At 59.3% G+C, this 15,735-nt stretch carries 12 protein-coding genes; 6 read left to right on the forward strand and 6 right to left on the reverse strand.

What is annotated here, in order from left to right; genetic code table 11:
• Window positions 1-10 precede the first annotated feature (10 nt).
• From ABIQ96_RS11470 to ABIQ96_RS11490, 5 genes are all read right to left on the reverse strand, one after another.
• Window positions 11-2,185 carry a helicase-related protein gene (locus ABIQ96_RS11470; protein WP_348214727.1) on the reverse strand — a complete coding sequence of 725 codons (2,175 nt, stop codon included), beginning with the start codon at window positions 2,183-2,185 and terminating at the stop codon, window positions 11-13.
• 142 nt (window positions 2,186-2,327) lie between these two features.
• Complete coding sequence (locus ABIQ96_RS11475; RefSeq protein ID WP_348214728.1) at window positions 2,328-3,491, reverse strand: PDDEXK nuclease domain-containing protein; 1,164 nt, start codon at window positions 3,489-3,491, stop codon at window positions 2,328-2,330.
• Between the two features lie 479 nt (window positions 3,492-3,970).
• Window positions 3,971-5,197 (reverse strand): aspartate kinase, encoded by a 1,227-nt coding sequence (locus ABIQ96_RS11480; protein WP_348214729.1) that lies wholly within the window; start codon window positions 5,195-5,197, stop codon window positions 3,971-3,973.
• 118 nt (window positions 5,198-5,315) lie between these two features.
• A complete protein-coding gene (locus ABIQ96_RS11485; RefSeq protein WP_348214730.1) occupies window positions 5,316-5,588 on the reverse strand; it encodes a GNAT family N-acetyltransferase in 273 nt (90 codons plus the stop codon).
• A 30-nt stretch (window positions 5,589-5,618) separates the two neighbouring features.
• A complete protein-coding gene (locus ABIQ96_RS11490; RefSeq protein ID WP_348214731.1) occupies window positions 5,619-6,695 on the reverse strand; it encodes a hypothetical protein in 1,077 nt (358 codons plus the stop codon).
• Between the two features lie 110 nt (window positions 6,696-6,805).
• Between ABIQ96_RS11490 and menA the strand changes: the two genes are divergently transcribed.
• The 4 genes from menA to ABIQ96_RS11510 all read left to right on the forward strand — a co-directional run bounded on the left by menA (window position 6,806) and on the right by ABIQ96_RS11510 (window position 11,494).
• A complete protein-coding gene (gene menA, locus ABIQ96_RS11495) occupies window positions 6,806-7,696 on the forward strand; it encodes a 1,4-dihydroxy-2-naphthoate octaprenyltransferase (RefSeq protein WP_348214732.1) in 891 nt (296 codons plus the stop codon).
• A 2-nt stretch (window positions 7,697-7,698) separates the two neighbouring features.
• Window positions 7,699-8,667: an enolase C-terminal domain-like protein gene (locus tag ABIQ96_RS11500; RefSeq protein ID WP_348214733.1), complete on the forward strand. Its 969-nt coding sequence runs from the start codon at window positions 7,699-7,701 to the stop codon at window positions 8,665-8,667.
• On the forward strand, window positions 8,649-9,755 hold the full coding sequence (locus ABIQ96_RS11505; protein WP_348214734.1) for an AMP-binding protein: 1,107 nt from the start codon (window positions 8,649-8,651) through the stop codon (window positions 9,753-9,755). Before ABIQ96_RS11500 ends, ABIQ96_RS11505 begins: the two co-directional genes overlap by 19 nt.
• A 203-nt stretch (window positions 9,756-9,958) precedes the next feature.
• Entirely contained in the window at window positions 9,959-11,494 is a 1,536-nt protein-coding gene (locus ABIQ96_RS11510) for a PhoH family protein (protein WP_348214735.1), read from the forward strand.
• Window positions 11,495-11,550: 56 nt separating this feature from the next.
• Here ABIQ96_RS11510 and ald read toward each other — a convergent pair whose 3' ends face one another.
• Window positions 11,551-12,657: an alanine dehydrogenase gene (gene ald / locus ABIQ96_RS11515; protein ID WP_348214736.1), complete on the reverse strand. Its 1,107-nt coding sequence runs from the start codon at window positions 12,655-12,657 to the stop codon at window positions 11,551-11,553.
• 215 nt (window positions 12,658-12,872) lie between these two features.
• Between ald and ABIQ96_RS11520 the strand changes: the two genes are divergently transcribed.
• Together ABIQ96_RS11520 and ABIQ96_RS11525 are read left to right on the forward strand one after the other, a co-directional pair.
• Window positions 12,873-14,378 (forward strand): hypothetical protein, encoded by a 1,506-nt coding sequence (locus tag ABIQ96_RS11520; protein ID WP_348214737.1) that lies wholly within the window; start codon window positions 12,873-12,875, stop codon window positions 14,376-14,378.
• Window positions 14,375-15,703, forward strand: a complete 1,329-nt coding sequence (locus ABIQ96_RS11525; protein ID WP_348214738.1) for a hypothetical protein — start codon at window positions 14,375-14,377, stop codon at window positions 15,701-15,703. Before ABIQ96_RS11520 ends, ABIQ96_RS11525 begins: the two co-directional genes overlap by 4 nt.
• Window positions 15,704-15,735 lie beyond the last annotated feature (32 nt).

Raw genomic sequence — 15,735 nt, forward strand, 5'->3', positions numbered from 1 at the left:
GAAGGACCAGTCAAGCGGCGGATTCGGTCATACGCCTCCAAGAGCACTTCCGATACACGTTGAAACCGATCCGATATCGATCCACCACCCACGACGCAAGCTTTTGATTCGATGGCCACCGAGCGGGTATATCACAATTCCCATGTTGTTGCTTGTAAGCGACAAGCTGTCCGTAGCGTTCGAACCAATTTTCGCCGATAGCGTCGATGCAAGCGGCGGTGATCGTGTTGCGTAGCGTTTCCAGCGAAAGCTCGGGGCAGAATATCTCGACACGCTCCCGAAAGCGACTGTCGTCGAAACCGCCAGTGCGACCGCGCTCAACGCGCATGGTGGCGATTATTTGTGCCAGCAAATCGTCCTGTTCCTTCAAACCTTGAAGAACTTTCCAGACTTCATCGAAGTTGCTGCGGAGAACCGCTTGCTCAATCGTCTCTCCGCGTGCTTTCTCCACATAGAGCGGCACGAGCACGTAACCGAATTCCTTTCCCGTTTCGGGTGATAGGCGCATCGCTCGGCCCGTCGCCTGCACGATATCCACCAAGCTTCGTTTGGGACTCAGGAATGCAACCATGTCGACGGCAGGAACATCCACTCCTTCCGTGAGACAGCGGGCGTTAGAGAGAATGGCTCGCGGTGCGGTTGCGAAATCGCGCATGAGTCGTTCGCGGTAGGCCGTAGTCATCGCTCCTTCGATGTGCGCACAGTGAAAATCATCAAGATGTGTTCCAATGCCTTCCGGTCCGTCGGAGGTGAACGACTTTGCAGAAGCCACTTTCGAGTGGAACGTGAACACTTTTGAAACGTTGTATTTCTCGATGGCTGACTTGAGTGCGATTTGGTTGGCGACTTGCCGGGCTTTCACTTCGTCTCCATCTATCAAAACCACGCCAAGGCGGAGCGCTTCGTTGGTGACCATTTCCGAGGTCACGACGGAGATGATGACTTTGTAGTCGGTAATGATGCCCGCCTTCGCCGCCGCACTGAACGGCAACCGATGAACAACCGGCCCGTAGGTTTCTGGCCCGTCCATCGAGAAGACGACTTTTGATTCTCCAAACTTATCCTTCTTCGCCACGTCGTAGTGACGAGGTGTGGCGGTCATGAAGAGTCGGCGTGCGATGGGCAGGTTCTCATCCTTGAGAGCGAGTGCGAACCTCGCTCCCTCTCGTCCAGCGGTCTTATGAGCTTCGTCGAATACGGCGAAATCAAACGGGGGCAAACCAGCGACAGCTTCCGCGACAACTTTGCTGGATTGATAGGTGGAGAACACTAGGCGCACCGAGTCGGTCGGACGCTCAAGAAAGCGCCGCACGTCGACACTCTTGGTCGTGACGGCAAAGTCGAGGTCGGACGGACGAACGAGCAGTGAATCTTCCTCTCCCTGGACAGTCGGGTCGGAACAGACACACCGGAACTGGGGATACGGCCAACTCGTTTCATGGAGCCACACGTGCAAGGTCTGCCGAACAAGCGCGAGCGAGGGCAGCAGGATCAGCACGGTGCGCGCATCGAGTCGTTCAGCGGTCCAAAGGGCGACCAATGTTTTACCACTGCCGCAAGCCATCAACGCCGTGGCCCTTGGTCCGCGTAACAGGCCGCCGACAATTTCATCCAAAGCGACGAGTTGGTGTGGATCCGGCGTCTTCCGCTTCGGAGTGGCGGGTTGCTCCGCGAGCCAGGCTTCGATGATTTGAAAATCTTCCGGCGTGAGACGGTCAAGATCGCTGCCCCTGACGAAGATTGCCCCAAGACGTTCCTCGGCGACGCGAGCCACCACATCACAGTTGGTGAAAACCAAACGCTGTCCGCCAATTTCAGCGAGGCCATAGAAAGTCGAAAGCTCTGTCCAAGTGAGCGCGGGGCGGCCAGTGCGAAACTTCGATTGATAACAGACTGGTTCATCAGCCGCCGTGACGAACACCCCATCCACTCCCATGTCCGCCATTGGCAAGCGGAGTTGCTGCCGAAGAGCTGAAGGCATTGAGTTTCCCGGCCAGACTTCGCGAGCCTGATAGATCCGCTGTGTGGCCAGGCACGCCTCGGCGAAGATTTCGAGTGCCGCTCCTCTTGCTTGCTCGGTGGGTAGTGCTGCAATTCGCGCTTCAAGCTCGGCGAAACTCCGAACCCCTGACAGCAAGCCCAGTCCGTGGAAATGTTTCGCTTTCGGATGTCGCGGCAGGTTCATTCGTCGTTCGTTAGAATGATACGCTCAACTGCTTGCCGCCTTTGGCGATGCCGATGAGTGGATTGGAAAGACCGGAGGAGCAAACGCGGTCCCGGAGCTTGGCGTTGAGTAGCATGGGGAAATGAACGGAGCCGCGAGGGTTTCAGAACCCGAGGCGTTTAGCTTCGGCCCGGAGGAAGGCTTCGAGCTGGGATTTCTCGGGCAGTTCGAGGCGGTAGGTGGAAATGAAGAGCCGCTCGTCCATGCCTCCGAGGGCGTATTCGGCGAGGGCGTGGTCCTTGTCTGTGCAAAGGAGCAGTCCCACGGGAGGCCGATCACCCTCGCTCATCTCGTGTTTGCGGTAGTAGCTGAGGTAGGTGTTGAGCTGCCCGGCGTTCGCGTGGGTGAAAGGCTCGGCCTTGAGGTCGATGAGGACGTGGCATTTCAGCCTGCGGTGGTAGAAGACCAGATCGATGAAGTAGTCGGTGGTGCCGATGCGGATCTTTTTCTGACGGGCCTCGAAGCAGAAGCCGTGGCCCAGTTCGAGGAGGAAGCCCTGGAGGTGATCGATGAGGGCGTTTTCCAGATCCTTTTCCCGCAAGGCCTCCGCCGGAGTGAGGCCGAGGAACTCGAAGATGTAGGGGTCCCGGATGATGTCCACGGGCCGTAGCGCCTCGGAGGATTCATGGGCGAGGCGGGTGAGCTTTTCCTTGTCTGTGGAAAGCCCGGTGCGCTCGAAGAGCAGGGAGCCGATCTGGCGTTTCAGCGCCCGCACCGTCCAAGCGCCACGGATGGCTTCGATTTCGTAGAAGACGCGCTTCAATGGGTCGTCGAGTTTCATCAGTTCGACAAAATGGGAGAAGCCGAGCGACTGGAGGAGGCGTTCGGGAGGCAGGGCAAATCCCGGCCGGGCCGATCCGTCAGCGGCCGCGCGGTCCGCGACCAAGTCCCGGAGGTGCTCAAGGCTGACGACGGGGGTCTGAGAGGATTCTCCGGACAGTGTCTGGAGAATCGGCAGGAGCTGCGGTGTCCGGGCAAGAGATTCTCCAGACAGCGTCTGGAGAATGCCTGGGTATTGCACGAAGAACTGCCGACAGGCCCACAGGCTGGAAGCGCCGAGTCCCGGGAGCGCCAAATTTTCCGCGAGATCCGGCACGAGTCGCTCGCCATAAGCGGCGCGGTCGGCTCCGTCCTGCTCGAACTCAAGGATCCATGCCCCGATGACCCAGTTGCGCACGGTCAGGGCGCTATTCGCCACGGAGGACACCCCTTTTCGCAAGGAGGTGTCGAGGTGACGGATGCTGTGAACGAGGTCGGTAAACTGCATGAGCGGATCGACTAGGCGACGAGAGATTCGGTGAGTTAGAGACTAGCTGGCAGACATTGTGATGGGAAGAGTGGATTGATGAAGGACGAGTGTTGGTTTTTGATTGGAAGGCAGTGTCTGCCGAATTGAAGGAGGCGACTGAATGGTGCCGGGCAAGGTGATCGCGACAGATTCCGGCGACAGTGTCGCCGGAATTCGCGGGTCGCCGACCCGCGAATTGGGAAGAGCGGGGAATTCGACAGACAGTGTCTGTCGAATTTGCGGATAGAGAAAGCACGACGACCGGCACTGGCGCAAGATGGAGGCTCTGCCCTGTGATTGGGCTGCGGCAGAGTTGTCGGCTTTGACCGAGGCAGCGTATTTCATGCGCCAAGGTTTGAACGAGACCGGAGGAATCTACCAGTTTCGTTTTTGCCGAGGGAGTTTCCGGGAAGTGGAGTCTCGGTCTGCCAGCATTTCGCGGCGACCGGTGGTCGCCGCTACGCGGGCACCTTGTCCAAACCGAACGCGTCATGCACGGCGCGGGCGGCGTCTTCGATGCGGGTCTCGTCCACGGTCACGGCGATCTTGATTTCCGAGGTGGAGATCATGCCGATGTTGATGCCCGCGGCACCGAGGGCCTTGAACATGGTGGCGGCGACACCGGAGTGGGAACGCATGCCGATGCCGACGGCGGAAAGTTTCGCGATGCCGGCTTCGGTCTCGATCTTCGAGTTCGGCGCGAGATCGGCGAGCACCGGCTTGAGCGCGGCCTGGGCCTTGCCGAGGTCGCTGCTGTGCATGGTGAACGAATGGCGGGCGAAGCCGTCGTGCGCGATGTTGGATACGATCATGTCGAGATTGATCTCCGCCTCGGCGAGCGCGCCGAGGATCAGGCCGGACATGCCCGGGGCGTCGGGGATGCCGGTGATGGTGATGCGCGCTTGCGAGCGTTCGATCGAGACGCCGCGAATCACGACGTTTTCCATGTTGGGATGTTCTTCTAACACGAGGGTTCCTGGATTGTCGTTGAGTGAGGAGCGGACTTCGAAAATGACGCCGAATTTCTTGGCGAACTCGACCGAGCGGGATTGCATGACCTTCGAGCCGGACGATGCCATTTCGAGCATTTCGTCGTAGGAAATTTCCGGCAGCTTGCGGGCGTTTTTCACGACGCGCGGATCGCAGGTGTAAACGCCGTCCACGTCGGTGAGGATCTGGCAGACATCGGCCTTGAGCGCGGCGGCGACGGCGATGGCGGTGAGGTCGGAGCCGCCCCGGCCGAGGGTGTGAATCATGCCGTCCGGCGTGACGCCTTGGAAACCCGCGACGACGAGCGATTTCCCCTCATCGAGGAAACTTTTCATCAGCGTGGGGTCCATATTGAGGATGCGGCCACGGGTGTGGGAGCCGGTGGTGCGGATGCCGGCCTGGCTGCCGGTGACGGAGGCCGCTTCCACGCCGAGTTCGTGGAGGGCGATGGTGAGCAGGGCGATGGATTGTTGTTCGCCGGTGGCGAGGAGGACGTCGAGTTCGCGTTCGCTGGGATTTTCCGCGAGCTCCTTGGCCATTTTGATCAGGTTGTCAGTCATCCCCGACATGGCGGAAACCACGGTGACGACCTGATTTCCTTCGTCACGAGTGCGTTTCATCCGCGCGGCGACATTGCGGATCCGGTCGAGCGAGCCGACGGAGGTTCCGCCGTATTTTTGAACGATAAGGGCCATGGGTGTTTCAATCCGCGCCCTCCGGGTGGGTGGCGACCGGGCGGGAGTGAAGGGGAACTTCGCAAACTTGGCAAGAAATTGGATGAAATGGATCGAGCGCGGTCTGGATTTCCAAAACTCACCCCAGCAAATCCCGATATTCCGGATGCCGCTCGATATAAGCCGCCGCATACCCGCAGATCGGTCTGACTTGCCACCCGCGCTCGCGTGCCAGCGCCAGCACTCCGGCCATCAACCGCCCCGCCGATCCTTTTCCACGCAACGCCGGATCCGCCTCCACGTGCGGCAGGATCAGGAGGATTCCATCAAGGCGGTAGTCGGCGAAAGCCAGCTTGCCTTCCTCCACCAGTTCAAATCGGCTGCGGGCGGTGTTGTCGGTGATCGTTTCCATGACAACCCGTCGCCCTGTTTGTTTCGGAAATCAATGCTGCGGATATTTCTCCAACAGCCAGTCGTTCGCCGCGTTTTCACCGAATAACTTGGTCCGGTCGAAGTAATTCACCCAGTCGCTTTCCGGAACGGCGGTGGACTTCATCATCTCGGAAACCTTGTTCGCCGAAGCGACCAGAGCGTCCCGGCGCAGAACGATGTCGGCACGAATCTCGTCCGCCTCCGGCGATTCGTCCCCTTTCACGACCATTTTCTCATGCACCAAGCCGACCAGTTTTTCCACGACGCATGCGCCGTCCCCGATTTGGCGGGCCAACTCAAGCTGCGCGGAAACAACCATCTCCGCAGATTCATGATCTCCGGCCGCTTCATAGCCCTGCCTTAATTTCACAAGCTTGTCGCCCATGCCACGGGACTGGATCGCCTCCGGTTTCGTCAGCGAATACATCGACGAGAGCTTGGCTTCCGCAGCGGAATATCCCGCCGACGCGTAGGCCTCCTCGCCGTTCTGCCAGGAACTTCGGGTGAAATCATCAAGCGGTTTCCCCGCGGACGACCGCAACCGGGCGAATGCTTCCTCATCCTTTCCCAGATCGAAGAGCGCCTTTGCGGACATCAAGTCGACGAGGCCATTTCCGGGGGCCTCACTTCTCATCCGGTCGAGGATCTCAAGCCGTTTCGCAGGATCATTGCCCATGCGGGCGGCTTCCAACAACACTTGCGGATTGTGGGGAAATTTTTCCAACGCCTCCTTGAGATATGCCTCATCCTTGCCGAGCCGGAATGCGGCGAGCAGCGAATCCACGTTTCGGCCCGCGGAATTCACGTAGGTTTCGAGCTGTGCGGCGGAAAGCTTCGGAGGATCACCCTCGCCCATGAGCTTCACAAAGTTGGAAAACTCCTGCCGGACTTTCGGAGCCCTGCTCCGAGGCATCCCGCGCTCATCATGGCTCTCGCTCAGGTCCGAACGCGTCTTTTTCCCGGAAAGGATATCCGCCCTCGCGACGGATGAAACGGGATGGTCACCGCGCGATATCAGGATGATGCCCAACGCCGTCAGTAAAAGGACCGCCGCCGCGAGAATGAGTCGGTTTTTTCGTGGGTTCATGTGATCAGCAAACCGGAATCTATCTATTTTCATCGCGAGGTGAAGCCGGATTTTCACCGACCGATATAAAATGGGTCGATTCCCGGAATGCTTCGGGTTTCACTCCGCCCGTGACCGGTTCCACTCTCAAAGCCTGCCTCCTCGCGGCGCGTCCGAAAACCCTACCCGCCGCCATCGTGCCGGTGTGGGCGGGGTGCGTGCTGGCTTGGAAATTGACCGGAAATTTCAATCTGCTGCTCGCGCTGTGCACGCTCGGCGGATCGATCGCCATTCAGATCGCGACGAATTTTTTCAACGACGCCATCGACGCGAGGAAAGGCGCGGACACGGAGCGCCGGCTCGGCCCGACACGGGTGACCGCTTCGGGCATGATGGATTCGAAAACCGTGATGCGGCTGGCAACGGTGTTTCTCGGAATCGCAGTGGCCTGCGGCACGGTTCTCTATCAGGCGCGCGGCTGGCCGATCGTCGCCATCGGGATTCCCTCGCTGTTTCTCGCCTACGGCTACACCGGCGGACCGTTTCCCCTCGCCTATCGCGGGATGGGCGAGCTGTTCGTGATCCTGTTCTTCGGACTCGTCGCGGTGTGCGGCACCGTGTTCATCCAAACCAGCGGGTGGCCGCGCGAGGCGCTTTTGTTAGGACTGCAGATCGGGCTGCTGTCATCGATCCTGATTTCCATCAATAATCTGCGCGACCGAGAGGAAGACGCCACCACTGGCAAGCGCACGCTCGCCGTCCGCTTCGGCCCGAAAGTCGCAGTGGCGGTGATCTGGGTGGAAGTCCACCTGACGGTTTTCGCGGGGCTTGGCTGGTTTTCGTTCAACATGCCTCCACTGGCCATCGCGGGAGCTCCCGGCTTTCTCATAGGCCTGAGAATCATCCTCGGCGTAATGACGCTGGCCCCGGGGCCGGCGTTCAACCGCTTGCTCGCACTCGGCGGCGTGCAGTTGATTTTATTCGCAGCCGCCTTTCATTTCGCCGCCGTGATGGCCCACTGACGATGAACCTTATCGACCAGAAACCGATGATCGCGCGCTACCGCCTCAAGGCGCGCGGCTTCCTGAATTCCATTTCCAACCGCCGCGAATTCGAAGGCGCGTTGATCCAGATCGACGGTGGATTCGGCTGCATCCATCCGTGGCCCGAGCTGGGCGATCCGACGTTGGATAGATGTCTCGCAGATCTCGCGGGTGCCCGCCGCTGGCCCATCGTCCGCCGCGCGATCCGTTGCGCGGAGTATGACCGTGCATCGCGGGCGTTTGACAACTCGTTGTTCGAGGAAATGGAAGTGCCCGCCAGCCACGCAACGCTGGCGAAGGCCGATGTCGCGGAAATAGCACTCGCGGTGGAGGCCGGATTCACCACGGTGAAGCTCAAAACAGGCCGCGATTTATCGGCTGAAGCGAAGTTTCTCGATGAGATGACCACCGAAAACCCGCAGTTGAAATGGCGGCTGGATTTCAATGAATCGCTCACTCCCGGCGATGCCGCCGATTTTTTGTTAGGACTTGCGGAGAAGACCCGCGCGGCCATCGACTTTGTGGAAGATCCAAGTCCGTATTCGGAAACAGCGTGGACCGAAATCCGCCGCCAGACCCGGGTGAAACTCGCGGTTGACCGTGAAGCGGCCCCGCTGTCATCCGCCGCGCAGGTAATGGTGATCAAGCCCGCCATCGACGAGCCATTTTTGTTAGGTGAGGCGGCGCTCGGTCACAACCAGCGCGTCGTCGTGACCAGCTACATGGACCACCCGCTCGGCCAGGCGTTCGCGGCGTGGGAAGCCGCGCGGCTCGGGTTGCAATTTCCCGGCTTGGTCGGCATTTGCGGCTTGCAAACGCATCACCTGTTCGAGCCTAACGAATTCTCCGAGGCTCTTGGTCCTTGGTCGCCGGATTTCAAAGTTCCCGCCGGTACCGGACTGGGTTTCGACGATCTTCTCGATGCCCAGCCATGGACGCGACTTTACTGACAAGCCAGGAATTCTGGGTGGATCCGACACCGGAAAACGCCGGTGAATTCGCGGAGATCCCCGAACTAACAGGCCACGTGCTTTTCGAGACATCCGGCAGTTCGGGCAAACCCAAATGGGTGGCACTCTCGAAACAAGCACTGCTCGTTTCCGCTGCAGCGGTGAACCGATATCTGGAAGTCACCCACGATTCCCGATGGGGAATCGCGCTTCCGCTGCATCATGTCGGCGGCTTCGGCGTGGCGGCCAGGGCCTATCAGGCAAACTGCAGTTGGTCCGCCTTCGACGGCCGTTGGAATCCTCTAGTTTTCCAGGATTGGATCGAACGCGAAAACGTGACCCACACGTCGTTGGTCCCCACGCAGGTTCATGATTTGGTGAAAGCCGATCTGGCAGCTCCGTCGTCGTTAACAGCCATCGTTGTCGGCGGCGGTCACCTCGACACGCTAACAGGCCAAGCCGCGCGGGATCTCGGCTGGCCGGTTCTGGCGAGTTATGGAATGACCGAAACCGGCTCCCAGATCGCCACCCAGGGGCTCGAAGTACTAGGCATGCCGTATCGGCCCGCGCCCATCCCGTTGCTGCCGATTTGGAAGGTGGAACTGTCGGACGATCACCGGCTTCGGATCACAGGTCCGGCGTTATTTTCAGGATATGTTTCGGAAGGAAAATTCACCCCGCGGGAATCCGAGTGGCACACGGCATCCGACCGCGTGGAACTGGACCACGAAGCGCTCACCCCGCTCGGCCGTGCAGACACTTTGGTGAAAATCCTGGGTGAGCTCGTCGATCCGGAAATCATTGAACGTCAGCTTGTTGCCTATTCAAAAGGCGAGCTTAAAGCCGGCACTTTCGCCATCGTCGCCATTCCGGACGAGCGGACGGAAAACTCGCTGGTTCCCGTTTTCGAAGCGGGTGTCAATCCGGCCGTGATCCGGCGGGTTCTCACGGTTCACAAAGAGCAAGCTCCCGGTTTCCAACGACTGCAAGCCGCCCGCATGATCCCCGAATTGCCGCGCAGCGAGCTCGGGAAATTGAGACGAGCCACCTTGGCGGAACTTTGCAGAAACTTGGAAGTCATTGATTGACAGGGTTTCGAGCCACGCCAAATTTGGATTATCCCGGCAACGGCAATTTCCTGATTGTCATCTTGCCACGGATAGTAATAGTCAACCTATCTTGATTAAATTGGTCAAAGATTCGATGTCACGATTTGGCACTGCGTATGCTGGCGACGGGCTGGCACTACGCACCCTATCACCCGTCAAAATACCCAGCACCCACACCCACGATGATTCATCGCACCGAGGAAGGTCAGTCCGCATTGTTTGAGGAAAAACTTGAAGATGGAGGCGTCACCCGGAAGAAGCGAGCGGGAAGCGGTAACCCAAAACCCATGGACTTCGGACTCACCGCCCCATCGCAGCTCGCGAAAAACTACGTGCTCGACACCAATGTTCTCCTGCACGACCCCGCAGCCTTGGAACGATTCAAGGAAAACCACCTTTGCATCCTTGTCGATGTGCTGGCGGAACTGGACAAGTTCAAGTCCGAGCAAACCGAGCGCGGAGCCAACGCCCGCCGCGTCCATCGCCGCCTAACTGAAATGTTTTCCTGCGCGGACAAGGTCACGCAGGGCGTCACCACGGAAGGCGGCGGAACCGTGCGCCTCGTCATTTACGATCCCGCCAGTTGCCCGAAGAACTCGGACCAACTCAACCGCTTCCACCGGGTTTTCCCCGACCGCGAAAGAGTCGATCACCGCATCCTCGCCGCCTGCCTGCTGCTCATGCAGTACAACGACGCGCCGGTCGTGCTGGTGACCAAGGATATCAACATGCAGCTCAAGGCCCGCTCCGTGGGAATCGACTGCCAGGACTATCTGAACGACAAGGTCGATGCCCGCGAGGTTTCCAACTACGAGGTTCGTCGTATCGAAGTCGATCCCAGCGAACTGCATCGCTTCGCCAGCGCGGGCGAACTCACCGTGGACGAGGACCGCACTTCGGGCGTCGCGGTGAATGAATACGTTCTGCTAGGTGCCGGTGAGAAACAAACGATTCCCGCCCGGCTTGCGCCGGACGGCCGTTTCGTCAGGCTGAATTTACCTGAAGTGTTGAAAATCCCCGACGGACAATCGCTCAAGCCGCTCAACCTCGGCCAGCGCTGCCTGATCGACGCGCTGCTCAATCCGGACATCTCGCTGGTCACCTGTTACGGGCACGCCGGCACCGGAAAAACGCTGGTCGCCGTGGCTGCCGGACTTCACGAAATGTTCAACCGGAAATATAACGGCATCACCGTCAGTCGTCCGGTTGTTGCGATGGGCGATCAGCTCGGATTCCTTCCCGGTTCGCTCGATGAAAAAATGCGCCCGTGGCTCCAACCGATCCACGACGCGCTCGATCTCCTCATGCGCCCTAACACGCCGCTGGGCCCGCGCCGCAAGCAACAACAGAAGGCGGGAGGAGCTCCACCGGCCGCAGCGAAGAAGCCTTACGAACTGCTGATGGAACAAGGCATCCTCGAAATCGAAGCGCTCTGCTACATCCGCGGCCGTTCGATTCCCAACCGTTTCTTCATCCTCGACGAAGCCCAACAGCTCACGCCGCAGGAAGCGAAAACAATCGTCACCCGGATGTCGCGCGACTCGAAACTCGTGCTCGTCGGCGATCCGGCGCAGATCGACAATCCGTATGTGGACAGCCGCAGCAACGGCCTCGTTTACACGCGGAACCGCTTGAAAGGCCAGCCGTTCGTCGCCCACGTCGCCCTCAACCGCGGCGAGCGCTCTGAACTGGCGGAAGCCGGTGCGCAGTTGATGTAAACCTTATCACAAAAGCCCCTTCCGGATCTGCCGGAGGGGGCTTTTTTGTTTTTCGATCAAACGAATATCTCCGAAATGCTGGTCGCTTCAATTCCGTGGGCTTCGGCGACCGGCTTGCAGGTGAGTTTTCCAGCAGCGACGTTGATGCCGCCCAACAGCTCCTTACGCGTCCGGCAGGCGCCATCGAGTCCTTTTTCCGCAATCATCATCGTCCATGGATGGGTGACGTTGTTGAGCGCCTGCGTCGCGGTGCGGGAATAAGCACCGGGCATATTGGCAACGCAGTAGTGAAGCACGCCTTCCTCGACGAATGTGGGATTGTCATGGGTGGTGGGCCGGGTGGTTTCGGCGCAGCCGCCCTGATCGACGGCGATGTCCACGAAAACACTGCCATGCGGCATCAGCCGCAGCATTTCGCGGGTGATGAGCTTGGGCGCTTTCGCTCCGGGAACCAAAACAGCGCCGATGACCAGATCCACTCGCGGCAGGAGATCGGCTAGATTCGCCTCGTTTGAATAGACGGTGTGCGAACCCATGGTGATGTCGAGGAAGCGCATGCGTTCGAAATCGACCTCAAGAATCGTGACATCCGCGCCGATGCCGGTGGCGACGCGGGCCGCATTCACCCCCGCGGTGCCGCCGCCGAGGACGACGACACGGCCGGGAGCGACACCGGGAACACCACCTAACAAAGATCCGCGGCCGCCACAGTGTTTCGCGAGATGATAGGAACCGACGATGGCGGACATCCGGCCGGCGATCTCGCTCATCGGCTCTAACAAAGGCAGATGCCGGTTCACTTCGATGGTTTCGTAGGCGATGGCGGTGCAGCCAGACGCCATCAGGCTTTCCGTCAGAACCTTGTTCGCCGCGAGGTGGAGATAGGTGAAAAGGATGTGCTGCGGACCCAGCAGGGCGACTTCATCGGGTTGCGGTTCCTTCACTTTCACGATCAGCTCGGCTTCTGCGAACACGGCTTCGGCGGTTTCCACGATTTCCGCTCCGGCGGCCTTGTATTGTTCGTCGGAATAACTCGCCCCTTCCCCCGCTCGGCTTTGGACAAAAACGCGATGGCCGCGTTTGACCAACTCGGCGACGGATCCGGGAACCATGCTGACTCGATTTTCCTGTGCTTTGATTTCCTTGGGGACGCCGATGTTCATTGCGACCCAACGCTAGCATCCGGAATACCAATGGCGACGCGAAACCCGTCGCCGGACGATGAAGGAATTCGGGGAAGTCAGAATCGGTGTCAATTCCGGGTAGGAACCGATCCATGTCCCTCAGTCGTATTTGTTTTTTGGAGTGCCGCGAAACAATCATTGGCAAGTGAAAGCCAGCGACTAACATCCGCGTCTTGCACTCGCCTCGGAAACCCATGTCCCGCAAAAACCTCCTGCTGCTGGCAGCCACGCATCTGCTCGCTCTCGGTGCGGCCTATTCGTTCGCAAGGCACAACCATCCGCAGACCGAACGCGCCGGTGAGATGAATCCGCCGCCGCAGACCAAATCGCCTACCCGCAATCTGCGGAGCCACGGTGAGGGCGACGGGGCATTGCTGCTCGCGGCATTTAAAAAAGAGCAATCTGAAATCAAATCCCGCTATGAGGAACTGAAGGAAACCTTGCCCGTGGCGAAGGATTTGAAAGCCGCCGCTGTCGAAGCATTTGCCAAATGGAAAGGGAGTCCGAACGATGAGGATGCGTTCTCGGAAATGAAGGTCCGGATCCTGCATTGGCTCAGGCAAAATCCGACAGACGCCATGGATTTCATCGCGACGGCATCAGTCAACGACTCCGATTTCGGAGACCTCGGACCTCTGATTGCGCCGGATGTCTTTAAAGAAGTAATCGCGGAAAAAGGATTACTCGGATCGCTTCCATGGCTCACAAAATACCCTATCGCCTTCGCACTCCTGCGAACCGCCACCGTTGACGAAATGAAAGCGGGCGGCGGTTTCGCCATTTTCCTAAAACTCGACTCCGCCGTGAAGGGAACCCCCTGCGAGGAAGCGTGGCAGCAGGCGACGTTTCTCACGGCCATCGGCAAGGTCGCCCGATTCAGTGAAAAAGAACGCCTGTTGGAGTATGCCAAGGGACTGCCCACCCCCGGACAACAGCAAGGCCTGCTATTGGGATTTTCCCAATCCAGCGGGCAAGCGGCGGATTGGCTGCTAGATCTCGTCGAGCATGGCGAACTGGAGACCGAACTGGCGTCCAGCCTGAAAGGCGCGCTTGGCAACGAAGTGCTCAACACACCCACGATGGACATGGACAAACGCGTGGCGGCAAGGCGGGCCACCAAAGGCAACGAGAAGAAATTCCGCGAAACGATCATCGGTGAGATCGTCGGCGGCGACATCAACAAACTGTTAGTCAATGGCCGGGACTGGCGTTACGAATTCCGCAACGGAGTGTCCTCACTCGATGATGTGGTGGGTGCCGTGCGCGTCGGCTTGCCGGGAATTCCCAGCGAGGGCGAGGAAGCGATGCACATCGCGCTCTATCATCAGCTTTCGGAAGAAAATCCGGACAAGGCGCTGCCGCTGTTGGACGGACTGAGTGAGGAAAAGCGCCGTGAGGTGCTGTTTTCCGGTACCTGGAACAGTTACGGAAACAACAACCCGGACGATTTCATGAGCTTCCTCGGCAGCTTGCCAGAACCGGTGACTCAGAAGGAAAAAGACGACCGCGCCAAAGGCTGGGACTGGAAAGCCCGCGGCTGCCTCGACCGCTATGGGGATGACTACGTGGAGTGGGTGAAAGCCATGCCACCGGGCGCCGACAAAGACAAAGCAATGAATTCGCTGGTCTGGGCGACCCGCGAACAAAACCCGACCAAAGCCCGGGAACTCAGCGATCAACTTTACGCGAAAAAGCCATGACCCGGAAATCCATCGCCATTCTCACCGCCAGCCACCTGCTGGTCGTCGCGGCGGGTGTGCTGCTCGCCAGACAAGCGGCACCGGCAGGAGACGCCGCCGTCGCGGAAAACGTTTTGAAGCATCCGGACCGGGGGAGTCCATCGGGAGGAGCTTATTTGAATGGAAAAACCTCGTCGTCCCGGCCGCCGAAGGAATGGCACGGCAGCGAATTCACCCGGGCGTGGAAAGCCGTGAAAACGGCCGGCCTCACCACCGAAGACCGGGTGCGGACCCAGCGGGATCTTCTGAAAAAATGGGCGGAAGTGGACCTCGCCTCGGCGATCGAAGCGGCGCTCGGCGAGGAGTGGGACGGTGACGACCACGACTATTATAACAACGTCGGACCATTTCTCGACGTCTTCGCGGACGCGCTGGCGAAGAACCCGCAGGAGAGCTGGGAGATGATCCGCGGGCGGCAGTTCGGATTGGGAACGGGAATGCTGCGGAACGTATGGATTCAATCTGTTGGAATGAAGGATCCTGTGTTTCTAGCAACGAAAGCCGGCGATGTTTCCTGGCGCGACAAGGAACGTTTGATCAGCAGTTGCCTTGAGGGAGTGGCTGAGCAGACCGACACCTCCGTCCGCGCCAAGGTTTTCGAAACACTCAAGAGCCTGCCGGATGAAGTGGTGAGTCTGGATGAATTGAAAAATTTCCTCCCCGTGGATGGACCTTCGGACCCGGGCGCGATCAAGGACGAGATCCTGCGCCTGCAGGCCACAGATCCCCGGATGGCCAAGTTGCAGGCGATGATGTTAGGAGAGGCGCTCGCATCGAAAACCACCGATGAGATCAATACGGCAATCCAGGACCTGCCGAAAAATCTCCAAGCAGATGTCGCATGGTCAGTCCTGCAAGGGATGTCCAAGGACACGGGAAAAGTCCTGCCGCTGATGGATATGCTGGTGGACGGCGGCGCGTGGGATCGCGTCGAAAGCCAGGAAACGACCTACCGGATCCAGCAGCTGGTCCGCGAGGGAAATGCGGCGGAGGTCGCGCAATGGGCGACAACCATGCCTGTCCGCAAGGAGACGAGCGAGTTGTTCTATCGAAGTGTCGATACCTACCTCCGCGACAATCCCGATACCGCCCGCGAGTGGATCGCCGGCATCGAAGACAGCGCCTGGCGGGACCGTGCCTACATGGAATATTCGCAACAGTCGCTCAACGCCCACAAGGACCCGGCGGCCTCGCGCTGGGCGTTGAACCAGGTGAGCGACAGTAAGCTAAAGGCGCAGGCCGAAGGCTGGCGCGCGCAGTGGGAGGCGAAAAACCCGGGCAAGTGATTTTCCCCTCAGAGCCGCAAAAATGCGGTCTT

The organism is Luteolibacter sp. (genome assembly GCF_039920825.1).
Classification (GTDB): Bacteria; Verrucomicrobiota; Verrucomicrobiia; order Verrucomicrobiales; family Akkermansiaceae; genus Luteolibacter.

Bases quoted from the DNA above. Each gene is read 5' to 3' on its own strand.
- ABIQ96_RS11470 (WP_348214727.1), bottom strand. From the start codon at position 2,185: ATGAACCTGCCGCGACATCCGAAAGCGAAACATTTCCACGGACTGGGC.
- ABIQ96_RS11475 (WP_348214728.1), bottom strand. From the start codon at position 3,491: ATGCAGTTTACCGACCTCGTTCACAGCATCCGTCACCTCGACACCTCC.
- ABIQ96_RS11480 (WP_348214729.1), bottom strand. From the start codon at position 5,197: ATGGCCCTTATCGTTCAAAAATACGGCGGAACCTCCGTCGGCTCGCTC.
- ABIQ96_RS11485 (WP_348214730.1), bottom strand. From the start codon at position 5,588: ATGGAAACGATCACCGACAACACCGCCCGCAGCCGATTTGAACTGGTG.
- ABIQ96_RS11490 (WP_348214731.1), bottom strand. From the start codon at position 6,695: ATGAACCCACGAAAAAACCGACTCATTCTCGCGGCGGCGGTCCTTTTA.
- ABIQ96_RS11500 (WP_348214733.1), top strand. From the start codon at position 7,699: ATGAACCTTATCGACCAGAAACCGATGATCGCGCGCTACCGCCTCAAG.
- ABIQ96_RS11505 (WP_348214734.1), top strand. From the start codon at position 8,649: ATGGACGCGACTTTACTGACAAGCCAGGAATTCTGGGTGGATCCGACA.
- ABIQ96_RS11510 (WP_348214735.1), top strand. From the start codon at position 9,959: ATGATTCATCGCACCGAGGAAGGTCAGTCCGCATTGTTTGAGGAAAAA.
- ald (WP_348214736.1), bottom strand. From the start codon at position 12,657: ATGAACATCGGCGTCCCCAAGGAAATCAAAGCACAGGAAAATCGAGTC.
- ABIQ96_RS11520 (WP_348214737.1), top strand. From the start codon at position 12,873: ATGTCCCGCAAAAACCTCCTGCTGCTGGCAGCCACGCATCTGCTCGCT.
- ABIQ96_RS11525 (WP_348214738.1), top strand. From the start codon at position 14,375: ATGACCCGGAAATCCATCGCCATTCTCACCGCCAGCCACCTGCTGGTC.